We start from the raw sequence: 20,644 nt of genomic DNA, 5'->3' as shown, positions 1-20,644 counted from the left end.
AAAAAGATATAGCGAATAGCCTGACCCGAAGGGAAACGCCCAAATATATTTTACAAAATGGAAAAACTTACCAACAAAGAAGAAGAAGTGATGCAGGCCCTATGGAAGCTTAAAAAGGCTTTTGTGAAAGAGATCTTAGCTGAAATGCCTAATAGCAAATTGCATTACAATACGGTGTCGACCCTAGTACGCAAACTAGAAGATAAAAATTTTGTAGCGCACGAGGCTTTTGGGAATACTCATCGCTATTACCCTACCATTAGTATAGAGGCTTACAGCTCGTATTTTATGAAAAATGCTTCTCAGAAATTTTTTGATAATTCGTATAAAAAAATGGTTTCGTTTTTTGCGAAGGAAGAGAAAATTAGCGCGGAAGAGTTACGGGAAATTTTAGAAATTATCGAAAATAAAAAGTAATGGAATTTTATGTTTACTTATGGAAAAGCACGGCGATACTGAGTTTATTTTTCTTAGTCGATTTTTTCTTGCTCAAAAAAGAGACGCTTTTTAATCAAAACCGCTATTTTTTATTAGCAGGCGTGATTTGTGCGTTAGTTTTTCCGTTGATCGAGTTTACGCAAGTTACTTATATCGAGCGTGCACCTACTGCATTTAATTTCGGTGATATACCGATCACTAATTATAATTCGGAAGGACCTGAACCTTTTAATTGGTGGCAACTCCTTTTTTATATTTATATAGCCGGAGTTGTGGTCATGTTTATTCGGTTTAGTGCGCAATTAATTGGCTTAATCAAGATCTTAAACAAGCCAAAATATAAAGACACTGATGGTTTTTACCATATAGAACTACACGAGAAAATCTCGCCATTTTCATTTTTTAAATACATTGCTTACTACCTAAAATCGTATAACCGGGAGGAATTAAATTTTATTATTCAGCATGAAAAAATTCACGGTCGCCAATACCATTCGATCGATGTATTGCTTAACCAGTTTCTACTTATTGCATTTTGGTTTAATCCACTAGCCTGGGGATACCAAAAAAGAATTTTAGAAAATTTAGAGTTTATCGCCGATCATGAGGTTGCTAATGAAAGTAATCTGCAGCAAAAAAACTACGAATTAACTTTATTAAAAGTTTCTACCAATTATAAAGCTCCAAGCTTGGCGAATCAATTTTATCAATCATTAATCAAAAAACGAATCGTTATGTTAAACAAAAAACCATCACAAAAAACAGTCTTTTTTAAAAGTCTTATTATTTTACCTCTATTAGGTTTCTTCTTATGGAGTTTTAATGTAAATGAAGAGGTTGAGTATGTTCAACTTGAAGAAACTTCAGAAAAATTTCAAGAGGAAATATTAACTGATTCTATTGAAAGTAAAAGCTTCATCAAAGAAATTAAAATTAATTATGATGGCAACACTACTAAAGAACAATTAAATGCTGATCAAAAATTCTTGAAAGATGAGTTTAATGTCATTATGAATTTTAGCGATGTTAACTACAATAAAAAGAATGAATTGACTAGTTTAACAATTGAGATAAAACAAGAAAAATCAACTAGTACCGCTTCTTCTAATAATGGTAATAAGCCTATCGATCGATTATTTATAAATAGTGTAGAAACAGATGGGCAAATAAATTTTTATACCGGTAAAACAACCCATAGTAATAATATACCTAAGCAGAATCGCAGTGAATCAAATACTTTAACTTTAAGCAAGTTAATAACTAATGGTGAAAAAATTGTTTTAAACGGAAATATAAAAAACTTAGATGAACTAAAAAACAACACTATAAAAGTATCAAATTCTTCAGAAAAAAATGGAATCCTTTACATTGAAGGTAAAATAATTCCTAACTATACTGAGGAAATGAAAGGTTCGAAACCAATGACCTTTATTAAAATTAACGAAGAAGCCAAAGCCAGCATCATTCAATTTTCAGGAATAAAAGTAAGCTCACAAAAGCATGATAAATTTTCAGATCAAGTATTTATTAAAAAAGCTGAAAACATTCATGCTACCGGTTCACCACAAGAAAATGAACAAATAGCTAACAGCATAATGACTTCTCAACAAAAAGATCCTCTAATTCTTATCGATGGAAAAGAAGCTACGCAAGAAGAAATGAAAAATCTAGAGCCTTCACTCATTAAAAGTATGAATATACTTAAAGGTGAAAATGCTACAGAGAAATATGGTGAAAAAGGAAAAAATGGTGTGATCGAAATTACCCTTAAAACAGAAGAGGAAATAAAAAATTCAACTACCCATACGAATTCAAAAAAAAGCAATACTGTTGAAATTTCAAAAACAAAGAATAGTCTCACTTACAAAAGTGACCTTCCAGCACCTCTTTATTTAATCGACGGTAAAAAAGTTGAAAAAGAAGAGTTAAATGAGTTAGATCCTTCAACCATCAAAAGTATAAATGTACTGAAAGATGAAAATGCCATCGAAAAATATGGTGAAGAAGGAAAAAATGGCGTGGTCGTGATATCTTTATTAGAATCTAAAAATCAAGCTGATGATGTATGGTTTATTTCAAAAGGTAAAAATTATGAAGATGGGGATTACCTCTTTGTGGTTGGCAACAGTCTTATTGAAAAAGAAGAATTAGATAAAATTAAAGCAGACAAAATTAAAAACATACGTGTTTACACATCTGAAGATGCTAAAAAGATTCTGAATATTGATGCAAAAGGTAAAAAGGTAATGGAATTTGAGCTGTATGGTAAAAATGAAAAAGATAGACTTTTACCGGAAGACATTTTAAAACAGAAAAAATACCAAGACCTCATTAAAAACAAAAATCTCTTAATTCTGGTAGACGGAAAAGAAACCTCACGGAGACAGCTCCAACAATTAGATCAAACTAAAATTAAAACAGTATTTTCTGCAGACGGAGACATTGCAATAAAAAAATTCGGAGAAAAAGCTAAAGCAGGTGTGATAGTCATCAATACAAAATAGCTTAAAAATTTGCTAAACTTCATAACCTCAACTTCTTTTCGTTGAGGTTTTTGTATTTTTAAAAGAAAAATCATGAATCTTAAAACTTCCATTTTTAGAGGACTTTCAAAACTCAATAAATTGGTCTTGCCTAATTACACCAAAAAAGGGTTAGACCTGCAGAAAGCCAGTAAACTTCAATTGGCGATCATTGCTTGGAAAACTTGGGTAACTAAACATGCTGCTACGAACCCGAACCAGAAACTATTAAGCAACTAATATTGTAAAAGTGAGTTGACTTCAACAGTACTTAACTTTTTTCTTCCTTCTAGAAAAGCCAACTCAATCAAAAAGTTACACTGAACAATTTCTCCGCCCAAGCGTTCAACCAAATTACAAGCCGCTTTTGCCGTCCCGCCGGTGGCCAGTACATCGTCGTGAATTAAAACTTTTTGGCTCGCTTGTATCGCATCTTCATGGATTTCTAAAACATCTTGACCGTATTCTAGATCGTAACTTTCTTGTAAAGTAGTATAGGGTAATTTTCCTTTTTTCCGAATCGGTACAAAACCTGCATCAAAATGTTTTGCCAATAAGGTCGCTAAAAAATAACCTCGAGATTCTATGCCCACCACCAAATCGATTTCAGCAGAGATGCTTTCTGTGAACTTTTGCACACAGTAGTCTAAAGCCTTAGGATTTTGCAATAGCGGGGTAATATCTTTATAAGAAATCCCTTCCTTAGGAAAGTCGGGTACAATTCTAATATAGTCTTCTAAATTCATAGCTTATGTTGTAGATTCGAAGATAAACATAAGACCTGAAAATTAAAATAAGAATTTTCTCGCAAAAGGCTTTGTATTATTGTAGAAAAGAAATATATTTGCACCCGCAAAAAGGCCTCGTGGCGCAACTGAATAGCGCATCTGATTACGGCTCAGAAGGTTGCAGGTTTGAATCCTGCCGAGGTCACAAAAATTTTAAAAACCACGCTCTAAAAGCGTGGTTTTTTAGTTGAAAATTTTTCTATAGTTTCTACTCAAAGTTGAAGATATTTCTAAAAATACTTCAATCATAAAAAGCTAAAAGTTTAAAATAGCAGCTAGGCTTCTATTTTGGTAATAACTTCAAATCAAGCTGGATAATACTTTAAAAACAATACACGATTTATCAAACGTTGCGCAATTATGGATTTTATATAACAATCGTCGCTATCTCTCGCAGCAGATTTCTTAATAAAATCGTCTGAGAAATAGTCACTAATTAAGATAAATTAAATTTTTGCTTTCCGCTAAAAGTGCTGAAAAAACTGATCATAAAAAGAAAGTCCGCTTTGCCCCGGCAAATCGTTCTCACATACGAACGCATCTATAGGTTCAATTTCTTCAAGACCTTTAAAAGTCTCGTAAGTGTTTTTGAAAGTATGAAAACGAATCGCCTCTAACTGCTGAAAAGCAGCGATCACGCTTTCGTCATTTCCTACATATACGATCGATAATGGTGGGTGGTGCTTAGCTTTCATGATCTTTGGGTAATTTAGGCAATAGACTTCTGTAAAATATTCTCTAAGCGAATAAGTAATTCTTCCGGATTAAAAGGTTTCACCATATAATCGGTAGCGCCGGCTTTTAAACATTCGATACGGTCTTTGCTGGTGTATTTACAGCTGAGTACCATGACGGGGATCTCGGCGAAAAAACCGCTTTCTTTTATACGTTTGATCAACTCTAGCCCGTCCATTTTCGGCATTTCTAGGTCGGTAATAATTAAATCGGGAAGATGAGAATCTTGCAACCACAACATAGCTTCCATCCCGTTCTTTTTCGTGATCACTTCAAAATTTTGATGTAGAAATTGAGCGACCAAAGCACTTAAACTTTGCTTATCGTCTACGATGAGTATTTGTTTTTTCATACCGTTGTTGTTAAGTGGTTTAGAGCGATAAAAGTATTTAGATAAGCCTTTGAGCAGCCTCAAAAACGACCAACGGTAAATTTTTATCAACAAACGGTAATTATATAACGACGTGTTATATAATCATACAAATAACTACTTAAGAAGTAACACTTAGAATCGTAAAATGAACCTTATCATTTATTTAAAAATTCATTCGTCTTGAAATGGTAGAAGTAAATATTAGAAGTTCATAAATTTTAAATTAAAAGATTCTCAATTTGAGATACCTAAAAATAAAATATCTACAAAAATAAATGATTTTAACATTTTAATTGAATTTTATTTTGGTCAATCAATGAGAGTTATATACTTTCATCAAACAATTATGAAGAAATTAAATAAAAATAGATCCATCAACTGCTTAGTCATTTCTATTATTAGAAATTAACAGATGGATGGTACCCAAAATTGAAGCCATCCTTTTTCGGATGGTTTTTTTATTTACCGAGATGAAAACAAACAATAACATCGTAATTAGCATTATTCTTTTAGTCATTATTATTCCAATAATGAGCTGAGAAGGTATTGCTATCATTGAAAGTATAAATAAAAGCCCTTCTCCTACCGAGAAGGGCTTTTTAGTTAAAGAACAAAACCATGAAACTCAACAAATTTAGTCAGCGCGTCACCCAAGATCCCTCCCAGCCTGCTTCGCAAGCCATGCTACACGCTTTAGGATTAACCGATGAAGATTTAGACAAACCCTTCATCGGCATTGGCAGTACAGGCTTTGAAGGCAACCCGTGCAATATGCACCTCAACGACCTCGCGCAACATGTAAAAACCGGGATCAACAGTAATGATGGTGTGGGTCTCGTATTCAATACCATTGGCGTAAGTGACGGGATATCGATGGGAACTCCGGGAATGCGCTTTTCACTTCCTTCCCGCGATATTATCGCCGATTCTATGGAAACCGTGATCCAAGGCATGAGCTACGATGCGCTCGTCACCGTCGTAGGTTGCGATAAGAACATGCCAGGTGCGTTAATGGCCATGTTTCGGTTAAACAGACCTTCCGTGATGGTATACGGTGGCACGATTGCTTCCGGAAAATTAGGCGATAAAAAGCTAGATATTGTTTCTGCCTTTGAAGCTTGGGGAGAAAAATCTGCCGGAAAAATGAAGGAGTGCGAATTTAAAAAAGTAATTCATCATGCTTGTCCCGGTCCCGGCGCTTGCGGTGGGATGTACACAGCCAACACCATGGCTTCCGCGATTGAAGCCTTGGGCTTTTCATTGCCCTACAATGCTTCTAATCCTGCGGTGGGAAATGCAAAAGTAGCCGAATGTACCAAAGCCGGAGAAGCCGTGATGGAGTTACTGAAAAAAGATTTAAAACCTTCCGATATCGTTTCAAAAAAATCATTTGAAAACGCGATTACCGTCGTCATTGCCTTAGGCGGTTCGACCAATGCGGTGCTCCACTTTTTAGCGATCGCCGATGCCGCAGGCGTCGATTTTAAGATAGACGATTTTCAGCGTATTAGCGATCAAGTTCCCTATTTAGCCGATCTTAAACCGAGCGGTAAATACTTGATGGAAGACCTGCATCAAATTGGCGGAACACCCGCCGTGATGAAATATTTATTAGAAAAAGGCTATTTACATGGCGATTGCCTTACCGTAACTGGGAAAACCTTAGCCGAAAATTTAGCAGAGGTTCCTTCACTTTCTTCGGAACAAGAGATTCTTCATTCCGTAGAACAACCTTTAAAACCTACCGGTCATTTACGAATTCTAAAAGGAAACTTAGCTCCGGAAGGTGCCGTAGCAAAAATCACCGGAAAAGAAGGTTTACTCTTTTCGGGAACCGCTAAAATCTACAATGGCGAATATGAAGCCAACGATGGGATTGCTAACGGAGAAGTAAAAGAAGGCGATGTGGTGGTGATCCGTTATGAAGGTCCTAAAGGCGGACCCGGAATGCCGGAAATGCTCAAACCTACTTCGGCCATTATGGGAAGAGGTTTAGGGAAGAAAGTGGCTTTAATTACCGATGGAAGATTTTCCGGTGGTACGCACGGTTTTGTGGTGGGGCACATTACTCCCGAAGCACAAGTTGGCGGCACAATTGGTTTACTGAAAGATGGTGATCAAATTACCATCGATGCTGAAAAAAATACGATCGACGTTCACCTGTCTGAAGAAGAATTACAAGAACGCCAAAAAGAATGGAAAGCGCCACCACTAAAAGTATCCCGGGGAGCGCTCTTTAAATATGCACAATCTGTAACCTCTGCATCCTTAGGATGCGTAACCGATAAAGCTCATGGAAGTATCAACTAAAACAACAGTCATCACAGGAGCGGAAGCCGTGGTGAAATGTCTTTTGCTAGAAGAAACGGAATATTTGTTTGGCTATCCCGGCGGAGCCATTATGCCGGTGTACGATTCGATGTACGATTATCGCGATCGGTTAGCACACATTTTAACACGACACGAACAAGGTGCTATTCACGCCGCACAAGGTTACGCACGCGTCTCGGGGAAAGTTGGTGTTTGCATCGCTACATCGGGGCCGGGAGCAACCAATCTTATTACCGGTTTGGCCGATGCGCAGATCGATTCAACGCCCTTAGTTTGCATCACCGGGCAAGTAGGCAGCAATCTTTTGGGTACCGATGCTTTTCAGGAAACCGATGTGGTCGGCATTTCGACGCCGGTGACCAAATGGAACATCCAAGTGACCCAAGCGAAAGATATTCCGCAGGCCTTAGCCAAAGCTTTTTATGTGGCAAAAACCGGAAGACCGGGACCGGTATTGATCGATATTACCAAAGATGCACAGTTTGAAAGTTTTGAATTTGAATATGAAGCTTGCCAAAGTGTTCGCAGCTATGTTCCCGATAATCCGGTAAACGAAGCACAAATTAAAAAAGCGGCCGCCTTAATCAATCAAGCGAAAAAACCTTATGTGCTTTTTGGCCAAGGAGTGGTGTTGGCAGAAGCGCAGGAAGAATTTAGAAAATTTATTGAAAAAGGAGACCTTCCTTCGGCGTGGACCATTTTAGGAATTTCTGCACTTTCTTCACATCACCCACTCAATATGGGCATGTTAGGGATGCACGGTAATTACGGCCCTAATTTACTCACCAACGAATGTGATGTGTTAATAGCTGTCGGCATGCGTTTTGACGATCGGGTGACCGGAGATTTAAGTCGCTATGCCAAACAAGCCAAAGTCATTCATCTCGAAATTGATCCGGCAGAAATCAATAAAAACGTATATGCCGAGGTGCCGGTTCTTGGCAATTGTAAACAATCGCTGCAAATGCTTACCGAGCTTTTAGAAGAAAAAAAGCACGACGACTGGAAGCAAGAATTCTACAACTGCAAGCAAAAAGAGTTTTTAGAAGTCGTAGAAGAAGAACTTTCTCCTTCGTTAGAAAAAGAAATGACGATGGGTGAAGTGATCAAAAAAATCTCGGATAAAACCCTAGGAAAAGCAGTGATCGTGACCGATGTGGGGCAGCATCAAATGGCAGCACAACGGTACTACGAGCACGACCAATGGCGAAGTCATGTGACTTCCGGTGGTTTAGGCACGATGGGCTTTGGCCTTCCGGCAGCGATCGGTGCCAAATTAGGAGCTCCCGATCGTGAAGTGATCTGTGTAGTGGGCGACGGCGGTTTTCAAATGACGATCCAAGAGTTAGGCACCATTTTCCAATCGCAGATCGATGTGAAAATCTTGGTATTGAATAATGAATTTCTAGGCATGGTTCGCCAATGGCAAGAACTGTTTTTTGAGCGTCGCTATTCGTTCACCGAAATGGTGAACCCAGATTTTCAAACCATCGCCAAAGGTTATCATATCGAAACCGAACGTGTAGAACAACGAGAACACTTAGAAGAAGCGCTCAACGGATTTTTAAATCACAAAGGCAGCTATTTATTAGAAGTGATGGTAGGGAGAGAAAACAATGTATTCCCCATGATTCCTACCGGATGCTGTGTTTCTGAAGTGCGATTAAAATAAAAAAAAGATGAAAGAAGAATTCACCATATCGGTATTTACCGAAGATAAAATTGGCTTACTAAATCGGGTAAGCATCATCTTCACCCGAAGACATATTAATATTGAAAGCATCACCGCTTCGGCTAGTGAGGTTGAAGGCGTTCACCGCTACTTCATTGTAGTGGAAGAAGAAGAAAGCTTGGTCGTTAAAGTAATTCAGCAAATCGAAAAACAGGTCGATGTGGTGAAAGCTTTTTACCACCGCAACGACGAGATGGTCCATCAGGAAATCGCACTTTATAAAGTGCCTACTTCAGCGTTAGCTTCCGGAGAAGATGTGGAAGAGATCATTAGAAGTAGTAATGCTCGCATTTTAACGGTCGAAGCTGAATTTACGATCATCGAAAAGACAGGTCATAAAACCGATACACAGGCGCTTTATAACAAGTTAGAACCCTACGGCTTGTTAGGCTTTGTACGATCTGGGCGCGTAGCGATCCCCAAACAGATGAAAGAATTTAAAGAATACATGGCAGAAGTCGAAAAGGCTTCCACCTTTAGATACTAAAGTTCATATTAACGTCACCCTGCTTGTCACATAGAGCGGAGTCGAAATGTTGATTCAGGGTCGCATCCTCAGAATAAATTTTAAAAAATATAATGAGATTCCGGATCAAGTCCGGAATGACGAAAAGTTCAATAAATACTATCAATAAATTAATTCAGTGTTGTCACACGGAGCTTGTCGAAGTGCTTCAAGATGACATCAAAAATTAACCTTAATACAATTCATAAAACTTAAATACAAAAATCATGGCAAAATTAAATTTTGGCGGCGTAGAAGAAAATGTAGTCACTCGAGAGGAGTTCCCTTTAGCTAAAGCAGTAGCAACTTTAAAAGAAGAAACCATCGCGGTTATCGGGTACGGAGTTCAAGGTCCAGGGCAAGCGCTTAACCTAAAAGACAACGGCTTTAACGTGATCGTAGGCCAACGTAAAAACTCTAAAACTTGGGACAAGGCTGTTGCCGATGGCTGGGTTCCCGGTGAAACGCTTTTTGAAGTAGAAGAAGCTGCCAAACGCGGAACGATTGTGCAATACTTACTTTCTGATGCCGGACAAATCGCTCAGTGGGAAACCGTAAAAAATCAATTAAATCCCGGCGATGCGCTTTATTTTTCGCACGGCTTCGGAATTACCTATAAAGACCAAACCGGCATTGTGCCGCCCAAAGATGTCGATGTGATTTTAGTCGCCCCAAAAGGTTCGGGAACGTCTTTACGCCGACTTTTTGTAGAAGGAAAAGGATTGAATTCGAGTTATGCTATTTTTCAAGATGCTACGGGAAAAGCCTATGACCGTGTCGTTGCGTTAGGCATTGGCGTAGGTTCGGGGTATTTATTTGAAACCGATTTTCAGAAAGAAGTCTACTCCGATCTTACCGGAGAACGCGGAATCTTAATGGGAGCTTTAGCCGGAGTTTTTGAAGCGCAATATGAAGTTTTACGTAAAAACGGACATTCACCTTCAGAAGCCTTTAATGAAACGGTGGAAGAACTTACCCAAAGTTTAATGCCTTTAGTCGCCGAAAACGGAATGGATTGGATGTATGCCAATTGCTCGACCACCGCGCAACGCGGAGCTTTAGACTGGCGCCATAAATTTAGAGAAGCGACCCTCCCGGTGTTTGACGATCTTTACGATAGTGTAAAAACCGGAGAAGAAGCTCGCGTAACGATTAAAGCCAATGAAAAAGAAGATTACCGTGTAAAACTGGAAGAAGAGTTAAAAGAATTACGCGAATCTGAATTATGGCAAACCGGTGCGCAAGTAAGAAAATTAAGACCGGAAAACAACTAAAAACAGGTTGATAGGTGTTAGGAAATAGGGATGAGGTGTTAGGTCCTAGATATTAGAAAAAGTTCCCCTCCTTATAAAGGAGGGGTGCCCAAAGGGCGGGGTGGTTTTGATTGCGTTAGGGATAGTAGTGAAAATCCCGCAACAAATTGAAGCCTTAGCGAAAATTTGTGAGGAATTGTAACGCAAAGCCCGACACGCAGGGAAACGCCCAAATAAATCCAATCTGTCGCTGTACTAATTTAAAATCATCATGAAAACGCAAACTTTACCGCAACTTTCTTTAGCAGAAATCAAAAAAGCGCAAAAGAATTTAGAAGGCGTCGCTAAAAACACGCCGCTAGAGAAGAACCGAAGTTATTCTAAGGATTTCGAGGCGCAAATCTTTTTAAAAAGAGAAGACCAGCAACGGGTGCGCTCGTATAAAATTAGAGGCGCATATCATAAAATTGTTTCGTTAACGGCGGAAGAAAGAGCAAAAGGTGTGGTTTGTGCCAGCGCGGGCAATCACGCGCAAGGCGTGGCGTATTCTTGTAAAAAGTTAAATATCGATGCTAAAATTTTTATGCCTACGCCTACTCCACTTCAAAAAGTACAGCAGGTTCGCATGTTTGGGGAAGATCGCGTAGAAGTGATTTTAGTAGGCGATACCTTTGATGATGCCAAGGTAGAAGCCATGCGGTATAGCGAGCTACACCAAAGTACGGTGATCCATCCGTTTGATGATCCTAAAATTATGGAAGGGCAAGGCACAATTGCCTTAGAGATTTTAGCCGCTGCTAAAGACTCGATCGATTATGTTTTTGTACCGATTGGCGGTGGGGGCGTCGCTTCTGGCGTAAGCAGTGTGTTTAAAGCCCTTTCACCACACACCAAAATTATTGGGGTAGAACCGAAAGGTGCTGCCTCGATGTCGATCTCGATCGATAAAAATGAAAATACAGAGCTACACCTCATCGATAAATTTGTAGATGGAGCGGCCGTAAAAAAAGTGGGCGACCTTACTTTTCAGATCTGTAAGCAAAATTTAGAAAAAGTGCTTACCGTAGACGAAGGTAAAATTTGTGAAACCATCCTGAACCTCTACAACAAAGATGCGATCGTGGTAGAACCTGCCGGAGCCTTAACCTTAGCCGCACTCGAACAGTTTTCTGAAGAAATAAAAGGGAAACATGTGGTTTGCGTGGTTAGCGGCGGCAACAACGATATTACCCGCATGGAAGAAATTAAAGAACGAGCCTTGTTGTATAACGGACTTAAACATTATTTTTTGGTTCGATTTCCGCAACGTGCCGGGGCTTTAAAACAATTTGTGGTAGAAGTGTTAGGCGCAACGGATGATATTACCCATTTTGAATACATCAAAAAAAATTCTCGCGAAAAAGGTTATGCGGTCGTGGGCATCGAATTAAAGGCTAAAAAAGATTTTGAACCGCTATTAAGCCGAATGAAAGATTTACAATTCTTTGGGGATTACATTAATCCTAAGGAAAGTTTGATGAATATTTTGGTGTAAATGAACTATTCTATCAATACCTAATGAATATGATAGAATAATTCATTAAAATTTAGCTGATTTATTATGTTATTACTTTATTTTTAAGGAATAATAATTTATTATCTGAATTCTTCATCATTTTCTAGAGTTCGATAAGTAAAATTAACCACATATTATTTATGAGTAATTATCACATTAAACATTTAGAAGAATATTTTCAAGTCTATAGAAAATCGGTTCGCTATCCTGAAAAGTTTTGGGAAGAAATCGCAGAAGAGCATTTTCTCTGGCGTAAACGTTGGGATAAAGTGCTGGAATGGGATTTTTCTAAACCTGAAGTAAAATGGTTTGAAGGTGCCAAATTAAACATTACCGAAAACTGTATCGATAAACATCTATTTTCTCACGGCGACGATACGGCGATTATTTTTGAACCTAATGATCCCGATGAAGAAGCACAACACATCTCGTATAACGAATTGCACCGACGTGTGTGTAAATTTGCCAATGTTCTCAAAAGCAAAGGCATTAAAAAAGGAGATCGAGTCTGTATTTATTTACCGATGATTCCTGAACTCTCGGTGGCGATGCTCGCTTGCGCCCGAATTGGTGCGATACATTCGATCGTATTTGCAGGGTTTTCTTCATCAGCCTTAGCTACTAGAATTTTAGATAGCGATTGTAAAATGGTGATCACTTCAGACGGATCGTATCGGGGTTCTAAAACCATCGATTTAAAAGGGATTGTCGATGCGGCTTTAGAAAAATGTCCTGATGTAGAGACTGTTTTGATAGCCAAGCGTATTGACAGTGATATCGAATTAAAAGAAGGGCGCGACGAATGGTTACAACCTTTATTAGATGAAGCAGAAGAAGATTGCAAACCCGAAATGATGGATGCAGAAGATCCGTTGTTTATTCTTTACACTTCCGGCTCAACGGGAAAACCTAAAGGGATGATGCATACCTGCGGTGGTTATATGGTGTATACCGCTTATACGTTTAAAAACGTATTTAATTATAGAACCGGCGATGTGTATTGGTGTACGGCCGATATTGGTTGGATTACCGGTCACAGTTATATTGTTTACGGTCCGTTAGCCAATTGTGCAACGACCGTGATGTTTGAAGGGGTCCCAAGTTATCCTGATTTTGGTCGCTTTTGGGATATTGTTGAAAAGCATAAAGTGAATCAATTTTACACCGCACCAACCGCTATTCGTGCGTTAGCTAAAGAAAACTTAGATTACGTAGAATCTCGCGATCTTTCTTCTTTAAAAGTTTTAGGAACTGTAGGTGAACCGATTAACGAAGAGGCTTGGCACTGGTATAACGATAATGTCGGGCAGAAAAACTGTCCGATCGTCGATACGTGGTGGCAAACCGAAACCGGCGGAATTATGATTTCTCCACTTCCCCACTCCACGCCAACCATTCCTACCTATGCAACTTTACCACTACCGGGAATTCAACCTGCGTTGATGGATGAAGAAGGAAATGAAATGAAAGGCTATCAAGTACAAGGAAAATTATGTATTAAATTCCCATGGCCGGGAATGGCAAGAACCGTTTGGGGCGATCATCAACGCTACAAAGACACCTATTTCTCTGCCTACGAAAACAAATATTTCTCCGGAGATGGTGCTTTGCGTGATAATGTGGGGTATTACCGAATTACCGGTCGTGCCGATGATGTGGTGATTGTTTCTGGTCATAACCTAGGAACTGCTCCAATTGAAGATGCCATCAACGAACACCAAGCGGTGGCAGAATCTGCGATCGTAGGTTTTCCACACGATGTAAAAGGAAATGCGCTTTATGGTTACGTGATTTTAAAAGAAGCTGGAGAATCACGTAAACACGAAAATGTACGTAAAGAAATTAACCAATTAATTACTGAACATATCGGGCCCATTGCGAAGCTTGATAAAATTCAGTTTGTGTCTGGTTTGCCTAAAACCCGTTCTGGTAAAATTATGCGTCGAATCTTACGTAAAATTGCCAGTAACGACACCGGTAGTTTGGGTGATACCAGTACATTACTTAACCCGGAAATCGTTCAGGAGATTATTGATAATTCACTTAACAATTAAATTCATTTTTAATCTGTTTCAAAGCCACTCTAGAAAAAGAGTGGCTTTTTTTGTTATAAAAACGAAAAAGCTTTTCTTATTTCTTCAAACTGAAGCATCTTTGCACTTTTCACCTTGATTATCGTTTATGCAGCTAAAAGTTAAACAGCGGATCGCGCTAAGTACTTGCTTTTTTCTCTCAGGATTTTGCTTTTCTTCTTGGGCTTCTCGCATCCCTACCATCAAAGCTATTTTTAATTTTAGTGAAGCAGATTTAGGGAATTTACTCTTAGTGATGCCTATTGCTTCCCTAATTGGGTTACCTATTTCTGGCTGGATGGTAAGTAAATTTAGTAGCAGAAATCCGTTAGTATTATCGATGCTATTTTTCGCGGCTTCGTTGTTTGTTGTGGGGTACACCACCAACATTGTGGCCTTGGTCATTGCCGTGGCGGTATTTTCATTTTGTATGCGGATCATCAATATATTTATGAATACGCAAACCATCACGCTTCAGAAAAAATTTAAACGAAAAATAATCGGGTCTTTCCATGGGATTTGGAGCGCCGGTGGACTTACCGGTGTTGCCTTATGTACCTTACTTTTAAAGTTTAATATTTCGATCGCTACGCACATGCTTATTGTAACACTATTTACGTTTACAGGGGCAAGTGTTGCTTATTTTTATTTACTGAAAAATGACCGCAGCACATCGGGTAATAAAATCAAATTTGGTAAACCCGACCCTTTCATCTTTTACTTAGGAATTTTAATTTTCTTCGCTTCGGTTTGTGAAGGCGGGATGTTTGACTGGAGTAGCGTTTATTTTAAAGATGTGGTAGGGGAAGAAATTTTCACCTTAGGCTATTTTACCTTTATGGTTTTTATGGCTATTTCTAGATTTTCTTCCGATAGGGTGATTGAGAAAATTGGGATGCAAAAATCGTATTACCTCAGTGCCATCCTTATCGTGTTAGGAATTGCGACCGTTATTTTGCTGCCTTACTTTTGGCCGGCTTTAGTTGGCTTTAGTCTCATTGGTTTAGGAACTGCTGCCGTGATCCCGATGATCTTTATTTCCGCAGGAGATTCTACGAAATATTCTGCAGGAATGGCGATTTCTATTATTTCAACCTACGGAATTTTAGGACGCTTATTAGGACCGCCAATTATTGGGTATTTAGCAGAACTTTTCAGTTTAAAACTAGCCTTCTTATTATTTTTAGGCTGCGGTATCATGCTCATTCCGTTTTCAAGAAGCCTATTTAAACTGTATCAGAAATAAATTAAACATCATTAATTTTCAATAGCAATGAAAAAATATATCTTACTCCTGCTTTGCCTTTGCTTTCAATCCAATTTGTTGCACGCGCAACTTTCTGCAGGACAACTTCAAGTAACCACCGATAAAGGTATGATTGAAGGTTTTACCGATCAAGAAAACCAAGTAGCACAGTTTTTTGGAGTGCCTTTTGCGCAACCCCCGGTAGGCGATTTACGTTGGAAAGCGCCACAACCTGCCAAAGCTTGGCAAGGCGTAAAAGAAACGAAAGCATTTGGCCCGGCTCCTATGCAAATACCTATTTTTGGTGATATGAAATCTCGCGGAAACGGAATGAGTGAAGATTGTCTTTACCTGAATATTTGGGCACCATTACCACAAAAAAAGAAAAACTTACCTGTATTGGTTTACTTTTATGGTGGGGGTTTTGTTGCCGGCGACGCTTCTGAGCCTCGCTACGACGGGACTAACTTTGCCAAAGAAGGTATTGTGGTGGTGACCGTAAACTATCGCCTAAATGTGTTTGGCTCGTTAGCTCATCCTGCCTTAAGTAAAGAAGCTAAATACAGTGCTTCTGGTAATTACGGATTGCTTGACCAACATGCGGCCTTGGTTTGGGTAAAAAATAATATTGAACAATTTGGTGGCGATCCCGATCATATTACTATTGGTGGTGAATCTGCCGGATCGATCTCGGTAAGTGCGCAAATGGCTTCCCCGTTATCTAAAGATCTTTTATTTGCGGCTATTGGAGAAAGCGGAGCAGCCATATATCCTACCTTGGCACCGGTAAGTTTAACCGAAGCGGAAAACATCGGGAAAGAATTTACAGATCAATTAGGACTAAAATCTTTAGAAGAGATGAGAGGTATTTCTGCAGAAGAATTACTTCAACTTTATGGAAAAAGCGGAAGGTTTGGTTTTCCATCAGTGATCGACAATTATTTTTTACCGAACAGCTTACCTGAAATTTTTGAAGCAGAAAAACAAGCACAAATTCCTTTATTGGTCGGTTGGAATTCTGCTGAAATTCCCGGTGCAAGCTTAATGAAAGAAAAAGCATTCACGAAAGAAAACTATACGCAAATCATCAAAGAACTTTACCCGGAAGATTACGAAAGGGTGCTAGCCTTATATCCGGTGGGTGATCCAGCTCAAATCAGAAAATCGGCTACCGATCTCGCATCCGACAGGTTTATCGTGTATAGCACGTGGAAGTGGTTTGACCTTCATCGTAAAAATAGTGATCAACCGGTGTATCGTTATGTATTCGATAAAATTCGCCCGCCTTTAAAAGACAAATCTAAAGTAGCCGGTTTAGCCGGTGGCACTTCAGAAAAGAAAGAAGAAACAGCAACCACACCACCTAAACCTATTGGTGCCGCTCACGCTGCAGAAATTGAATATGCTTTTAATAATTTAGCTACTGCTACAGAGTTTGAGTGGAGTAAAGAAGATAAGCAAGTTGCACAAGTGATGTTCTCTTATTTTGCTAATTTCATCAAAAATGCGAATCCTAATACTGATGAATTACCCACTTGGCCGGCAGTAAAAGCAACTGCCAAAAGTCCAATTTTCATCAACATCGGCGTAAAAACCGAAGCGCAACAAGCAACCACCGACGACCGATATTTATTTTTAGATCACGCTTACCGTAAAGAAAAAAGCAAAAAATGATACGCCAAGCTACTCTTGAAGATATACCAAAAATTTTAGAAATCTTCAATTACCATATTGAACATACGACGGTGATCTACCATTACCACAAGAGAACCTTAGCTCAAATGGAAGCTTGGTTAAGCCAACAACAACAGCTGAATTTTCCCGTTTTAGTCACCGAAGAAAACGGGAAGCTTACCGGCTACGGAACATTTGGCCAATTTAGACCGCACGAAGCTTATCAATTTTGTGTAGAACATTCGGTTTACGTTTCGCCAGATCATCAAGGCAAAGGCTTTGGCAAGCAGCTTATTTTAGCGCTCATCGATATCGCCAAAAAAGAGAATTACCACAATATGGTGGCCGGGATCGATGCTGAAAATAAATTTAGTATCCAATTTCATCAAAAACTAGGCTTTCAAGAAGTAGGGTATCTAAAAGAAGTCGGCTATAAATTTGACCGTTGGTTCGATCTGGTTTTTCTCCAACTCCAGCTTAATTAAACAAAGCGTTTTTGTTCTCTAAACTTTTCTTTTACGATCTCGGCTACCGGGCGATTTTCATAATTGCTCTCCAGCCAAGAAATAATATCTAAATACAAGAAAGCTCGACGCTCAAAAGGATGTTCTTCATAAACTTTTAATCGATCGCGTAATTTTTTAAATTCTGCTTTTATGTCTGAAGGGTAAACTTTAGGAAGATCGCGCAAAAACTTGATCATTTCTTTTTGTACTTCGTGCAGGTCATTCATCTTAATTAGAAAACGATAAGTCGATCGAATCAATCGGTCTAAATGATAATCGAGCCCCGCTTCATAATGCGCGACCAAATTTAAAATACGGCTAAAACACATCAGATCTTCCCGCATTTCTAAAGATTTATTCTGAATGATTTTCTGTAGATAATCTATACACTTCTTATAATTACCATCTCCAAAATAAAGCGAAGCAATTTTATAATACAAGACCATTAAATGATGCTCATCTAAGGTATGCTGATAGACTTTTATTCCGTTAATAATCTCATCGACAAGCGCATCACCATCGGCAAACTCGCCTTTCATAAACCTTAAATTCAGTTTATTAAAATACAAATACATAAAAGACAAGGCAGAAATATTCTCATCTTTAGGTATACGCTTATCCTCAATATTCTCTTCAAATTTGATAAGTACTTGCTCAAATAGATCGACACTATTTAAGTAAAAAAGTGATTCTAACAAATAATGGTTTCCTTTTAAATAAAAGACCGGATGCACGTGGATTAATGCGGAATTCTGCTGAAATAAATCTACCCATTTCGAAGCATAACGATAACAAGACAAAAAATCTTGGGTGATAAAGCTATACCATAAATACGCCTGATACAACCACAACTTTTCCCGAAAACTAAGCTGAGCATAATCATAATCGGGTAAGTTCTCTTCAAAAAAATTAGTGATTTGCTTTGCCTCTTCCTCCGTTCGCGCATAACCCATTTTCAAGAAAATATTATATAGCTGAAGCGATAAGTTAGAAAGTTTTCCCGCGATTACATTCAAAAAAGAAAGCTCCTCCGTTTGACTTACCAGCTGATCGGCGCGATTTTCAGAACTTCGAGTAATGTATTGCGATTCGATAATTTTCTCGAGATCCAACACTTCAAAAGCGATGGTTTTCTCTTCGTATTCAATAGCGGTGGTTTTAGTTTTATCCAACAACTTCAACGCCTGCTTGTACAAACCTTTGCGATATAAAATATAAGCAAAATCGTATTGCTCCCGCAACTGTAGCGGAATACTTTGCTGCGAAGTATGCAAGCGCAAACTCGTTAAAATTTGCTTGTACAAATGTGCTTTTACATTCGAAAGTTGCTGTTTGGTAATACTTGTTTTCGAAAGAATTTCAGCTTCATCATAATATTTCTGTTTCGATAACAATTTAAAAAGATGTTCAAATTTACGTTCAGACTTCCCTCCTAATCTTCCTGCATATAACGAAAACTGACGCTTTTCTGAAGCAGAAAGCGATTGCACCAAAGAAAATAAAGGATCAGAAAATTCTTTTAACATCGTAATTACCTAAAACACAAAACATTGAAAAACAATTAATTAAACACCAAAAACAAACTTTAGCGATCGTAAGCATTTTTAAAAGTCGGTTTCTAGACCTCTACAAGCTACTTACTTTTAAGCTAAAGATAAACTAAAAACTAGCGTTTATGAGTACAGAAAAGGTAGAAATTTTTGATACCACGTTGAGAGATGGAGAGCAAGTGCCCGGTTGTAAATTAAACACCGAGCAAAAATTAAAAATCGCCAAACGTTTAGATGAATTGGGAGTAGATGTGATCGAAGCCGGTTTCCCGGTATCAAGTCCACAAGACTTTCAGTCAGTTTCAGAAATTTCTAAACTCGTAAAAAATGCCACGGTTTGCGGTTTAACACGCGCCGTTAAAAACGATATTGAAGTGGCCGCGCAAGCTTTAAAATACGCTAAAAAACCAAGAATTCATACCGGTATCGGCACTTCTGCATCACACATTAAGTATAAATTTAAAGCCACGCCTCAGGAGATTATTGAGCGTGCTGGCGAGGCCGTTGCTTACGCCAAAACTTTTGTAGATGATGTCGAATTTTACGCCGAAGATGCCGGCAGAACCGATAACGAATTTTTAGCTGTCGTCTGTACTGAAGCCGTCAAAGCCGGTGCAACCGTTTTAAATATTCCAGACACCACCGGTTATTGCCTACCGGAAGAATATGGTAAAAAAATAAAATACTTAAAAGAACATGTTCCGGGCATCGAAAATGTAATTATTTCTTGTCATTGCCATAACGATCTAGGAATGGCGACTGCCAATTCTGTTGCCGGAATGACCAACGGAGCTCGCCAAATCGAATGTACCATTAACGGTATTGGTGAACGTGCCGGAAATACAGCGCTAGAAGAAATTGTCATGATTTTACGCCAACATCCTGCATTAAACCTAGACACCAACATCAATACGCAACTATTGTACGACACCAGCAAAATGGTCTCTCGCGAGATGGGAATGTTCGTGCAACCCAACAAAGCCATCGTTGGTGCCAATGCTTTTGCGCATAGTTCCGGTATTCATCAAGACGGCGTAATTAAAAACCGAGAAACTTACGAAATTATAAATCCTGCCGATGTAGGCGTTACCGAATCTGCGATAATTCTAACCGCCAGAAGTGGTCGCGCAGCCTTGGCGCATAAAGCCAAAAAAATCGGTTACAACCTTACCAAATTAGAACTCGATGTTGTGTATCAAGAATTTCTTCATTTTGCCGATGCACGCAAAGAAGTGCTCGACAGTGATATTCACGAGATCATGCAAATCTATCAAAGTAAACATCGAGTAAGCGCATAATTTGGGCGCAACCCTAACGGGTCGGGCTTTCGTGAGTCGCTTTTTTATTTTGTCTGTAAAACCTTT

Annotated in this window: 17 protein-coding genes and 1 tRNA gene; 14 read left to right on the top strand and 4 right to left on the bottom strand. The window is 38.8% G+C overall.

Annotation, left to right across the window (positions count from 1 at the left end; translation table 11 throughout):
• The first annotated feature begins 57 nt into the window (after positions 1-57).
• The 3 genes from G551_RS0113680 to G551_RS15970 all read left to right on the top strand — a co-directional run bounded on the left by G551_RS0113680 (position 58) and on the right by G551_RS15970 (position 3,200).
• Positions 58-417, top strand: a complete 360-nt coding sequence (locus G551_RS0113680) for a BlaI/MecI/CopY family transcriptional regulator (protein ID WP_027886084.1) — start codon at positions 58-60, stop codon at positions 415-417.
• Positions 417-2,942, top strand: a complete 2,526-nt coding sequence (locus G551_RS0113675; RefSeq protein ID WP_027886083.1) for a M56 family metallopeptidase — start codon at positions 417-419, stop codon at positions 2,940-2,942. The genes G551_RS0113680 and G551_RS0113675 overlap by 1 nt, the downstream gene beginning before the upstream one ends.
• 72 nt (positions 2,943-3,014) lie before the next feature.
• Complete coding sequence (locus G551_RS15970) at positions 3,015-3,200, top strand: hypothetical protein (protein ID WP_051191411.1); 186 nt, start codon at positions 3,015-3,017, stop codon at positions 3,198-3,200.
• On the opposite strand, the gene G551_RS0113665 is transcribed toward G551_RS15970, so the two are convergent.
• Positions 3,197-3,706: an adenine phosphoribosyltransferase gene (locus G551_RS0113665; protein ID WP_027886082.1), complete on the bottom strand. Its 510-nt coding sequence runs from the start codon at positions 3,704-3,706 to the stop codon at positions 3,197-3,199. The two genes, G551_RS15970 and G551_RS0113665, sit on opposite strands and share 4 nt — an antisense overlap.
• 113 nt (positions 3,707-3,819) lie before the next feature.
• Here G551_RS0113665 and G551_RS0113660 point away from each other — a divergent pair.
• Positions 3,820-3,893, top strand: a tRNA-Arg gene (locus G551_RS0113660).
• Positions 3,894-4,212: 319 nt separating this feature from the next.
• Here the strand turns inward: G551_RS0113660 and G551_RS0113655 are convergent.
• Together G551_RS0113655 and G551_RS0113650 are read right to left on the bottom strand one after the other, a co-directional pair.
• A complete protein-coding gene (locus G551_RS0113655; RefSeq protein ID WP_027886081.1) occupies positions 4,213-4,443 on the bottom strand; it encodes a hypothetical protein in 231 nt (76 codons plus the stop codon).
• Positions 4,444-4,457: 14 nt separating this feature from the next.
• Positions 4,458-4,835 carry a response regulator transcription factor gene (locus G551_RS0113650; RefSeq protein ID WP_027886080.1) on the bottom strand — a complete coding sequence of 126 codons (378 nt, stop codon included), beginning with the start codon at positions 4,833-4,835 and terminating at the stop codon, positions 4,458-4,460.
• Between the two features lie 639 nt (positions 4,836-5,474).
• Between G551_RS0113650 and ilvD the strand changes: the two genes are divergently transcribed.
• From ilvD to G551_RS0113605, 9 genes are all read left to right on the top strand, one after another.
• Positions 5,475-7,166 (top strand): dihydroxy-acid dehydratase, encoded by a 1,692-nt coding sequence (gene ilvD, locus G551_RS0113645; protein ID WP_027886079.1) that lies wholly within the window; start codon positions 5,475-5,477, stop codon positions 7,164-7,166.
• Entirely contained in the window at positions 7,150-8,859 is a 1,710-nt protein-coding gene (gene ilvB, locus G551_RS0113640; protein WP_027886078.1) for a biosynthetic-type acetolactate synthase large subunit, read from the top strand. The genes ilvD and ilvB overlap by 17 nt, the downstream gene beginning before the upstream one ends.
• 7 nt (positions 8,860-8,866) lie before the next feature.
• Positions 8,867-9,406 carry an acetolactate synthase small subunit gene (gene ilvN / locus G551_RS0113635; protein WP_027886077.1) on the top strand — a complete coding sequence of 180 codons (540 nt, stop codon included), beginning with the start codon at positions 8,867-8,869 and terminating at the stop codon, positions 9,404-9,406.
• A gap of 245 nt (positions 9,407-9,651) precedes the next feature.
• The gene (ilvC, locus tag G551_RS0113630; protein ID WP_027886076.1) at positions 9,652-10,698 is read left to right on the top strand and encodes a ketol-acid reductoisomerase; all 1,047 of its coding nucleotides are present in this window, start codon (positions 9,652-9,654) and stop codon (positions 10,696-10,698) included.
• 250 nt (positions 10,699-10,948) lie between these two features.
• A complete protein-coding gene (gene ilvA, locus G551_RS0113625; RefSeq protein ID WP_027886075.1) occupies positions 10,949-12,211 on the top strand; it encodes a threonine ammonia-lyase IlvA in 1,263 nt (420 codons plus the stop codon).
• Between the two features lie 161 nt (positions 12,212-12,372).
• Entirely contained in the window at positions 12,373-14,286 is a 1,914-nt protein-coding gene (gene acs / locus G551_RS0113620) for an acetate--CoA ligase (RefSeq protein WP_027886074.1), read from the top strand.
• Between the two features lie 127 nt (positions 14,287-14,413).
• A complete protein-coding gene (locus tag G551_RS0113615; RefSeq protein WP_027886073.1) occupies positions 14,414-15,550 on the top strand; it encodes an MFS transporter in 1,137 nt (378 codons plus the stop codon).
• A 27-nt stretch (positions 15,551-15,577) separates the two neighbouring features.
• Positions 15,578-17,224, top strand: a complete 1,647-nt coding sequence (locus tag G551_RS0113610; RefSeq protein WP_027886072.1) for a carboxylesterase/lipase family protein — start codon at positions 15,578-15,580, stop codon at positions 17,222-17,224.
• Positions 17,221-17,709 carry a GNAT family N-acetyltransferase gene (locus G551_RS0113605; RefSeq protein WP_027886071.1) on the top strand — a complete coding sequence of 163 codons (489 nt, stop codon included), beginning with the start codon at positions 17,221-17,223 and terminating at the stop codon, positions 17,707-17,709. The genes G551_RS0113610 and G551_RS0113605 overlap by 4 nt, the downstream gene beginning before the upstream one ends.
• Here G551_RS0113605 and G551_RS0113600 read toward each other — a convergent pair.
• Positions 17,706-19,256 (bottom strand): hypothetical protein, encoded by a 1,551-nt coding sequence (locus G551_RS0113600; protein ID WP_027886070.1) that lies wholly within the window; start codon positions 19,254-19,256, stop codon positions 17,706-17,708. The genes G551_RS0113605 and G551_RS0113600 overlap by 4 nt on opposite strands.
• Positions 19,257-19,405: 149 nt before the next feature.
• On the opposite strand from G551_RS0113600, the gene G551_RS15965 reads away from it, so the two are divergent.
• A complete protein-coding gene (locus G551_RS15965) occupies positions 19,406-20,578 on the top strand; it encodes a 2-isopropylmalate synthase (RefSeq protein WP_051191410.1) in 1,173 nt (390 codons plus the stop codon).
• The last annotated feature ends 66 nt before the right edge of the window (positions 20,579-20,644 follow it).

Origin of the sequence: Mesonia mobilis DSM 19841 (assembly GCF_000423405.1) — a bacterium.
Lineage (GTDB): Bacteria > Bacteroidota > Bacteroidia > Flavobacteriales > Flavobacteriaceae > Mesonia > Mesonia mobilis.
The sequence above is the reverse complement of the archived record's forward strand: the minus strand, read 5'-3'. Positions and strand labels throughout refer to the sequence as shown.

Coding starts and splice junctions, on each gene's coding strand:
- G551_RS0113680 (WP_027886084.1), top strand. CDS start 58: ATGGAAAAACTTACCAACAAAGAAGAAGAAGTGATGCAGGCCCTATGG.
- G551_RS0113675 (WP_027886083.1), top strand. CDS start 417: ATGGAATTTTATGTTTACTTATGGAAAAGCACGGCGATACTGAGTTTA.
- G551_RS15970 (WP_051191411.1), top strand. CDS start 3,015: ATGAATCTTAAAACTTCCATTTTTAGAGGACTTTCAAAACTCAATAAA.
- G551_RS0113665 (WP_027886082.1), bottom strand. CDS start 3,706: ATGAATTTAGAAGACTATATTAGAATTGTACCCGACTTTCCTAAGGAA.
- G551_RS0113655 (WP_027886081.1), bottom strand. CDS start 4,443: ATGAAAGCTAAGCACCACCCACCATTATCGATCGTATATGTAGGAAAT.
- G551_RS0113650 (WP_027886080.1), bottom strand. CDS start 4,835: ATGAAAAAACAAATACTCATCGTAGACGATAAGCAAAGTTTAAGTGCT.
- ilvD (WP_027886079.1), top strand. CDS start 5,475: ATGAAACTCAACAAATTTAGTCAGCGCGTCACCCAAGATCCCTCCCAG.
- ilvB (WP_027886078.1), top strand. CDS start 7,150: ATGGAAGTATCAACTAAAACAACAGTCATCACAGGAGCGGAAGCCGTG.
- ilvN (WP_027886077.1), top strand. CDS start 8,867: ATGAAAGAAGAATTCACCATATCGGTATTTACCGAAGATAAAATTGGC.
- ilvC (WP_027886076.1), top strand. CDS start 9,652: ATGGCAAAATTAAATTTTGGCGGCGTAGAAGAAAATGTAGTCACTCGA.
- ilvA (WP_027886075.1), top strand. CDS start 10,949: ATGAAAACGCAAACTTTACCGCAACTTTCTTTAGCAGAAATCAAAAAA.
- acs (WP_027886074.1), top strand. CDS start 12,373: ATGAGTAATTATCACATTAAACATTTAGAAGAATATTTTCAAGTCTAT.
- G551_RS0113615 (WP_027886073.1), top strand. CDS start 14,414: ATGCAGCTAAAAGTTAAACAGCGGATCGCGCTAAGTACTTGCTTTTTT.
- G551_RS0113610 (WP_027886072.1), top strand. CDS start 15,578: ATGAAAAAATATATCTTACTCCTGCTTTGCCTTTGCTTTCAATCCAAT.
- G551_RS0113605 (WP_027886071.1), top strand. CDS start 17,221: ATGATACGCCAAGCTACTCTTGAAGATATACCAAAAATTTTAGAAATC.
- G551_RS0113600 (WP_027886070.1), bottom strand. CDS start 19,256: ATGTTAAAAGAATTTTCTGATCCTTTATTTTCTTTGGTGCAATCGCTT.
- G551_RS15965 (WP_051191410.1), top strand. CDS start 19,406: ATGAGTACAGAAAAGGTAGAAATTTTTGATACCACGTTGAGAGATGGA.